This window comes from Serratia sp. HMSC15F11, from assembly GCF_001808215.1.
In the GTDB taxonomy this organism is placed as follows: Bacteria; Pseudomonadota; Gammaproteobacteria; order Enterobacterales; family Enterobacteriaceae; genus Serratia; species Serratia nevei.
In genome coordinates, this window is record NZ_KV792406.1 from 22,155 (window position 1) to 30,426 (window position 8,272).

Here is an 8,272-nt window from a genome sequence, read left to right on the forward strand (position 1 = left end):
GAACAACCACCCTCAGGCTCCCTTAGGCCGGGAGCCTGAGCCGGAATGACGATTACTCGTCTTCCAGTTCGATGTTGATGCCGAGCGAGCGGATTTCTTTCAACAGTACGTTGAAGGATTCCGGCATGCCTGGCTCCATCCGGTGGTCGCCATCCACGATGTTTTTGTACATCTTGGTACGGCCGTTAACGTCATCCGACTTAACGGTGAGCATTTCCTGCAGGGTATAAGCCGCGCCGTATGCTTCCAGTGCCCACACTTCCATCTCACCGAAGCGTTGACCACCGAACTGCGCTTTACCACCCAAAGGTTGCTGAGTAACCAAGCTGTAAGAACCGGTTGAACGGGCGTGCATTTTATCGTCAACCAAGTGGTTCAGTTTCAGCATGTACATATAGCCGACAGTAACCTGGCGCTCGAATTGCTCACCGGTACGGCCATCGAACAGCGTGATCTGACCGGAGGTCGGGATACCGCCCATTTCCAGCAGCTTCTTGATTTCAGTCTCTTTCGCACCGTCAAACACCGGCGTTGCGATCGGCATACCTTTTTTCAGGTTCTCTGCCAGACGCAGCACTTCGTCGTCGCTGAAGGTGTTCAGGTCAACTTTCTGGCAAACGTCGTCGCCCAGATCGTAGGCCTTCTGGATGAACTCACGCAGCTTGGCCACTTCCTGCTGCTGCTTCAGCATCTGGTTGATCTTCTCACCGATGCCTTTCGCAGCCATACCCAGGTGGGTTTCCAGGATCTGACCGATGTTCATACGTGATGGTACGCCCAGCGGGTTCAGTACGATGTCTACCGGCGTGCCGTTTTCATCGTAAGGCATATCTTCGATCGGGTTGATCTTGGAGATAACACCCTTGTTACCGTGGCGGCCCGCCATCTTGTCACCCGGTTGGATCTGACGCTTAACGGCCAGATAAACCTTGACGATTTTCAGCACGCCCGGCGCCAGATCGTCGCCCTGAGTGATCTTACGACGCTTGGCTTCCAGCTTCTTCTCGAAGTCGGATTTCAGTTCGTCGTACTGCTCAGCCAGCTGCTCCAGCTGGTTTTGCTTCTCTTCGTCGGTCAGGCCCAGTTCCAGCCAGCGATCGCGCGGCAGCTTGCTCAGCTTGTCGGCTTCGATGCCACCGGCAACCAGCACCGCGTGGATACGTGCAAACAGGCCGGCTTCCAGGATCTGCAGTTCTTCAGTCAGGTCTTTCTTCGCCTGCTTCAGCTGCATCTCTTCGATTTCCAACGCGCGCTTGTCTTTTTCCACGCCATCGCGGGTGAAGACCTGCACGTCGATAACCGTACCGGAAACGCCGTTCGGTACACGCAGAGAAGAGTCTTTAACGTCAGACGCTTTCTCACCAAAGATCGCACGCAGCAGTTTCTCTTCCGGCGTCAGCTGGGTTTCGCCTTTAGGCGTTACCTTACCGACCAGAATGTCACCGCCGGTCACTTCCGCACCGATATACACGATACCGGATTCATCCAGCTTGGAGAGCGCAGCTTCACCCACGTTAGGGATGTCGGCGGTGATCTCTTCAGGCCCCAGCTTGGTGTCGCGAGACACGCACGCCAGTTCCTGGATGTGGATGGTGGTGAAGCGATCTTCCTGCACCACGCGCTCGGAGACCAAGATGGAGTCTTCGAAGTTGTAGCCGTTCCAAGGCATGAACGCTACGCGCATGTTCTGGCCCAGTGCCAGCTCGCCCAGGTCTGTCGATGGGCCATCCGCCAGCACGTCGCCGCGCTCGATTGGCTCACCCAGATTCACACACGGCATCTGGTTGATGCAGGTGTTCTGGTTAGAACGGGTGTACTTGGTCAGGTTGTAAATATCGATACCTGCTTCGCCCGGATACATCTCGTCTTCGTTAACTTTGATAACGATACGGGAAGCATCCACGTACTGGATCACACCGCCGCGTTTGGCAACGGCGGTTACGCCGGAGTCAACCGCTACAGCGCGTTCCATACCGGTACCGACCAGCGGCTTGTCAGCACGCAGGGTTGGTACGGCCTGACGTTGCATGTTCGCACCCATCAATGCACGGTTGGCGTCATCGTGTTCCAGGAATGGAATCAGTGAAGCACCAACGGAAACAACCTGCTGGGTGGATACGTCCATGTAGTCAACCTGGTCGCGGCTGAACAGGCTTGATTCGCCTTTGCTACGACAGGTGACCAGGTCTTCTACGAAGCGGCCTTCTTCATCCAGGTTGGAGTTCGCCTGGGCGATAACGAAGTTGCCTTCTTCAATAGCAGACAGGTAGTTGATTTCATCGGTCACCACGCCGTCACGCACGCGGCGGTACGGGGTTTCCAGGAAGCCATACTCGTTAGTCTGTGCGTACACGGACAGGGAGTTGATCAGACCGATGTTTGGACCTTCCGGCGTTTCGATTGGGCACACGCGGCCATAGTGGGTCGGGTGTACGTCTCGAACTTCAAAGCCGGCGCGCTCACGGGTCAGACCGCCCGGGCCCAGTGCGGAGATACGGCGCTTGTGCGTGATCTCGGACAGCGGGTTGTTCTGGTCCATGAACTGGGACAGCTGGCTGGAGCCGAAGAACTCTTTCACCGCCGCCGAAATCGGCTTGGCGTTGATCATGTCCTGAGGCATCAGGGTATCCAGATCGCCCAGAGACAGACGCTCTTTCACCGCACGCTCAACACGCACCAGACCTACGCGGAACTGGTTCTCGGCCATTTCGCCGACGGAGCGGATACGACGGTTGCCCAAGTGGTCGATATCGTCCACTTCGCCCTTGCCGTTACGGATATCGATGAGCTTCTTCATCACTTCGATGATGTCGTCTTTGCTCAGGATGCCCGAACCTTCGATCTCGTCGCGCAGCAGAGAACGGTTGAACTTCATGCGACCCACCGCGGACAGATCGTAGCGGTCTTCGGAGAAGAACAGGTTCTCGAACAGGCTTTCGGCAGCTTCGCGCGTTGGCGGCTCACCAGGACGCATCATGCGGTAGATTTCTACCAGCGAGCTCAGACGATCGCTGGTCGGATCGACACGCAGCGTTTCAGAGATATACGCGCCGTGGTCCAGATCGTTGGTGAACAGCGTTTCGATGCGCTTGTGGCCGGACTGGCTCAGTTTGGCCAGCAGATCCAGCGACAGCTCCATGTTGGCTGCGCAGATCAGTTCGCCGGTATTGGTATCGATATAGTCTTTCGCGACCACTTTGCCCGCGATGTACTCTACCGGTACTTCAATGCTCTGAATGTCGTCTTTTTCCAGCTGACGGATATGACGAGCGGTGATGCGACGGCCTTTCTCTACATAGATCTTGCCGTTGGCTTCGATATCGAACGAAGCGGTCTCACCACGCAGGCGCTCTGGCACCAGCTCCATCTGCAGCTTGTTGTCGCGGATTTCGAAGACGATCTTGTCAAAGAACAGGTCGAGGATCTGTTCAGTGGTATAGTTCAGCGCGCGCAGAATGATGGTCGCAGGCAGTTTGCGGCGACGGTCAATACGCACGAACAGGTTGTCTTTCGGATCGAACTCGAAGTCCAACCATGAACCGCGGTAAGGGATGATGCGTGCGTTGTACAGCACTTTACCCGAGGAGTGGGTTTTACCCTTATCGCTGTCGAAGAATACGCCAGGACTACGGTGCAACTGAGATACGATAACCCTCTCAGTACCGTTGATCACGAAGGTGCCGTTTTCGGTCATGAGCGGAATTTCGCCCATGTAGACTTCTTGTTCCTTGATGTCTTTGACCGTACCTTCAGGCGCTTCGCGCTCATAGATAACCAGGCGCAGTTTTACGCGCAGCGGTGCAGAGAACGTCACACCACGGATCTGGCACTCTTTGACGTCGAAGACCGGCTCACCAAGACGGTAGCTAACGTATTGCAGCTCCGAATTGCCACTGTAGCTCTGGATAGGGAAAACAGAACGGAATGCGGCTTCAAGGCCGTACTGCCCTTCTGGATCTTGCTCGATAAACTTCTGGAACGAGTCAAGCTGGATAGAAAGGAGATATGGTATGTCCAGCACTTGTGGACGTTTACCAAAATCCTTACGAATACGTTTTTTCTCGGTATAGGAGTAAACCATAGGGTTCCTCAGCTCGCTGATCAGTGACCCAATCTGTCCGTCCGATTAGGGACAGTTCATGCAGCACCGTTTTGTCGACCGGAAAGCGGGAACACTTTCCGCAATGTCTCTTGCTATCACGCTTAAACCATTTCATCGCGCCTTCCCCCAGAACTCCTGGTAGTGCAAAGACCGCGGTATATTAAGTCGTCAATAGAAACAAACATTGGGAGGCGAAACCAGCAGCCAAACAGTGTGAAACGCTACTGGCGCCCTACAGCGCAAAAAGGCTGGTGACTAAAAAGTCACCAGCCATCAGCCTAAAAGACTAGGCTGCAACCGGAAAGGTTGGCTTATTTAACTTCAACTTCTGCGCCAGCTTCTTCCAGAGATTTTTTCAGAGCTTCTGCGTCATCTTTGCTCACGCCTTCTTTCAGAGCGGCTGGAGCAGATTCAACCAGGTCTTTAGCTTCTTTCAGACCCAGGCCGGTAGCGCCACGTACTGCTTTGATAACAGCAACTTTGTTAGCGCCTGCAGCTTTCAGGATAACGTCGAATTCAGTTTTCTCTTCAGCAGCTTCAGCTGGGCCAGCAGCAACAGCTACAGCAGCAGCAGCAGAAACGCCGAATTTTTCTTCCATAGCGGAAACCAGTTCAACAACGTCCATTACGGACATAGCGGCAACTGCTTCCAGGATTTGGTCTTTAGTGATAGACATAACAATTGTTCCTAAAATTCAGAAATAGTTTAAATACGTTAGCAAAGGCTAAGAAAGAGTGGCTTACGCCGCTTCTTTCTGATCGCGTACTGCAGCCAGAGTGCGAACCAGTTTGCCGGCAGCGGCTTCTTTCATGGTTGCCATCAGGCGTGCGATCGCTTCTTCGTAAGTTGGCAGCGTCGCCAGGCGGTCGATTTGCGCCGCTGGGATCAGCTCACCTTCAAAGGCCGCAGCTTTAACCTCGAATTTTGCATTCGCTTTCGCGAACTCTTTGAACAGACGAGCAGCAGCGCCCGGGTGTTCGTGAGAGAATGCAATCAAGGTTGGACCGACAAACGTGTCTTTCAGGCATTCGAATGGAGTGCCTTCAACTACGCGACGCATCAGGGTGTTGCGAACAACACGCATGTAAACGCCAGCTTCACGACCTGCTTTACGCAGTTCAGTCATTTTATCTACGGTAACGCCGCGGGAATCCGCAACAACCGCAGACAGCGCGCCTTTGGCTACTTCGCTGACTTCAGCAACAATCGCTTGTTTGTCTTGAAGATTTAATGCCATTAGCTTTTTGCTCCTGGATTAGCCGGGGAAAATCCCCCGGAACTCACTTCACTCGGCGCTTTGTAACACGCCACGCCGAGCGGCTTAACACGGTGAGCAGAATCCAGCAAAGACATTCTTTTATAAAAAAGAAAAATTTTCTTAGGCTCTGTCACCGTCTACGCAGGAAGGATTAAGTATCTTGCGATACACCTGCGGTCTTGGACGGAGGCCTGGATAGGCCAGGCTCCAACCGAAAAATCTTTGTTTTGCCTACGGCATAGCCAATAGCAAAACCTTGGGGCATAAGATTCTAGACAAATCTCGGCCCCAAGTCAAAGCGATAATCGCAAGTGCGATTAGTTCGCTGCAGCAGACAGACCGCTCTGATCGATAGCAACACCAGCACCCATGGTGGTGGAGAGGCTAACTTTCTTGATGTACATGCCTTTCGCCTGAGAAGGTTTCGCTTTTTTCAGCGCAACCAGCAGGGCTTCCAGGTTTTCTTTCAGTTTGTCTGCGTCGAAATCAACCTTACCGATAGTGGTATGGATGATGCCGTTTTTGTCGTTACGGTAGCGAACCTGACCTGCTTTAGCGTTTTTCACGGCTTCAGCAACGTTCGGAGTAACGGTACCCACTTTCGGGTTTGGCATCAGGCCGCGTGGACCCAGGATCTGGCCCAGTTGACCTACAACGCGCATTGCATCCGGGGAAGCAATAACAACGTCGAAGTTCATTTCGCCTTTCTTGATCTGCTCAGCCAGATCGTCCATACCTACCAGCTCTGCGCCGGCAGCTTTCGCTGCTTCAGCGTTAGCGCCTTGGGTAAATACGGCAACGCGAACGGAACGACCGGTGCCGTGTGGCAGAACGGTAGCGCCACGAACGTTTTGGTCAGATTTACGAGCGTCGATGCCGAGGTTAACGGCAACGTCAACGCTTTCTACGAATTTAGCGGTGGCCAGCTCTTTCAGCAGAGCAACAGCTTCAGTGATGTCATACTGTTTAGTAGCATCAACTTTGTCACGGATCACGCGCATGCGCTTGGTCAGCTTAGCCATCTCTTAATCCTCCACTACCAGGCCCATGGAACGAGCGGTACCTTCGATGGAGCGAGTCATCGCTTCAACGTCAGAACCAGTCATGTCCGCAGCTTTGGTTTCTGCGATTTCACGTACCTGAGCACGGGTCACTTTACCTACTTTGTCTTTGTTCGGCTTACCGGAACCAGACTTGATACCAGCCGCTTTTTTCAGCAGAACTGCTGCTGGCGGAGTTTTGGTAACGAAAGTGAAGGAGCGATCAGAATAAACGGTGATAACAACCGGAATCGGCAGACCTTTTTCAACGCTGTCAGTCTTAGCGTTGAATGCCTTACAGAATTCCATGATGTTAACGCCCTGCTGACCCAGAGCTGGACCCACTGGTGGGCTCGGGTTCGCCATACCAGCTGCAACTTGCAGCTTGACGTAGGCTTGTACTTTCTTAGCCATTTAAATTTCCTCGGTTTGGGTAGTATCGCCTCGCAAGAGGCTCCCCGTGTTTCACCCCGCCCGACATGCATCAGGCAAGGCATCTAAAAACAAAAGGCGCGAAATTGTAGTTCAATTTCGCGCCTTTGACAAGCGGCAACGCGCCGCTCATTGCTGATTATTCGATCAGCCTTTCTCAACCTGGCTGAAGTCCAGTTCCACCGGCGTTGCACGACCAAAGATGGAAACGGAAACTTTCAGGCGGCTCTTCTCGTAATCGACTTCTTCGACCACGCCGTTGAAATCGGCAAACGGGCCGTCGTTGACGCGCACCAGCTCGCCCGGTTCGAATAGCGTTTTCGGACGCGGCTTGTCACCAACCTGCTGCAGGCGGTTCATGATCGCATCCACTTCTTTATCGCTGATTGGCGCAGGACGGTCAGACGTACCGCCGATGAACCCCATGACGCGCGGTACGCTGCGCACCAGGTGCCAGCTGGCGTCATTCATCACCATCTGTACCAGCACGTAGCCAGGGAAGAACTTACGCTCGCTCTTGCGACGCTGGCCACCACGGATTTCAACCACTTCTTCCGTAGGCACCATCACTTCGCCGAACAGCTCTTCCATATCGTGCAGTTTGATGTGTTCACGCAGCGATTGTGCTACGCGACCTTCAAAACCGGAAAACGCCTGAACGACGTACCAACGTTTTTTTGGAGCTTCAGACATTTTAGAACCTCAGGCCAGTAATAAACGACACCAGACGGACCAGAATACCATCCAGCCCCCACAGAATCAGTGACATCACGGCGGTTACCGCGGCAACGATCAACGTGGTGTGTAGCGTTTCCTGACGAGTTGGCCAAATCACTTTACGTACTTCGGTACGCGCTTCGCGGGCAAACGCAACGGTGGCTTTGCCTTTGGTGGTCATCAGAGCCACTGCACCTGCAACGGCGATGATCAGCACAACTGCCAGCGCGCGCAATGGCAGGCTTAAATCACGGTAGTAATAGTTACCGACAATAGCCACAACCAACAGAACGGCGACGATCAACCACTTTGCCGCTTCCAGGCCGCGTCCGCTCCCTTGAGCCTCGGTATTCGCACTCATAAACCAACCTGTCACAATGATGATTCAGAACAAACAACTTTGCCTCGCATTGCGAGGCAAACCAAACCGATCGGATACCGCGTTAGCAATATCCCGGTGTTTTACGCTATGACGTATTTCAGTCAATACGGTTTAAGAGCCCATCTCACCAATGATTATGACTGCAAAATCGCTGATGAGATAGGTTCTAGTTCACAGCGTAGAAAAAGGGCATCAAATGATGCCCTTTTACCGCGTGTCGCGTCAAACTTTATCAGCGATTAAGCGATAACTTTAGCAACAACACCTGCGCCAACGGTACGGCCGCCTTCACGGATTGCGAAACGCAGACCGTCGTCCATCGCGATTGGGTGGATCAGGG

Annotated in this window: 7 protein-coding genes and 1 pseudogene; all 8 read right to left on the reverse strand. The window is 53.4% G+C overall.

What is annotated here, in order from left to right; translation table 11 throughout:
• Positions 1 to 52: 52 nt before the first annotated feature.
• Positions 53 to 4,081, reverse strand: a complete 4,029-nt coding sequence (gene rpoB / locus HMPREF3138_RS06760) for a DNA-directed RNA polymerase subunit beta (protein WP_038872906.1) — start codon at positions 4,079 to 4,081, stop codon at positions 53 to 55.
• 332 nt (positions 4,082 to 4,413) lie between these two features.
• Positions 4,414 to 4,779, reverse strand: coding sequence for a 50S ribosomal protein L7/L12 (rplL, locus tag HMPREF3138_RS06765; RefSeq protein ID WP_004929903.1), 366 nt, complete (start codon positions 4,777 to 4,779; stop codon positions 4,414 to 4,416).
• 63 nt (positions 4,780 to 4,842) lie between these two features.
• Positions 4,843 to 5,340: a 50S ribosomal protein L10 gene (gene rplJ / locus HMPREF3138_RS06770; RefSeq protein ID WP_004929905.1), complete on the reverse strand. Its 498-nt coding sequence runs from the start codon at positions 5,338 to 5,340 to the stop codon at positions 4,843 to 4,845.
• Positions 5,341 to 5,678: 338 nt separating this feature from the next.
• The gene (rplA, locus tag HMPREF3138_RS06775) at positions 5,679 to 6,383 is read right to left on the reverse strand and encodes a 50S ribosomal protein L1 (protein ID WP_004929908.1); all 705 of its coding nucleotides are present in this window, start codon (positions 6,381 to 6,383) and stop codon (positions 5,679 to 5,681) included.
• 3 nt (positions 6,384 to 6,386) lie between these two features.
• Positions 6,387 to 6,815: a 50S ribosomal protein L11 gene (gene rplK / locus HMPREF3138_RS06780; protein WP_015376316.1), complete on the reverse strand. Its 429-nt coding sequence runs from the start codon at positions 6,813 to 6,815 to the stop codon at positions 6,387 to 6,389.
• A 165-nt stretch (positions 6,816 to 6,980) separates the two neighbouring features.
• Positions 6,981 to 7,526, reverse strand: coding sequence for a transcription termination/antitermination protein NusG (nusG, locus tag HMPREF3138_RS06785; RefSeq protein WP_004929914.1), 546 nt, complete (start codon positions 7,524 to 7,526; stop codon positions 6,981 to 6,983).
• Between the two features lies 1 nt (position 7,527).
• A complete protein-coding gene (gene secE, locus HMPREF3138_RS06790; protein WP_004929916.1) occupies positions 7,528 to 7,911 on the reverse strand; it encodes a preprotein translocase subunit SecE in 384 nt (127 codons plus the stop codon).
• Between the two features lie 260 nt (positions 7,912 to 8,171).
• Positions 8,172 to 8,272 (reverse strand): annotated as a pseudogene (locus tag HMPREF3138_RS25200) (elongation factor Tu); the annotation flags it as partial.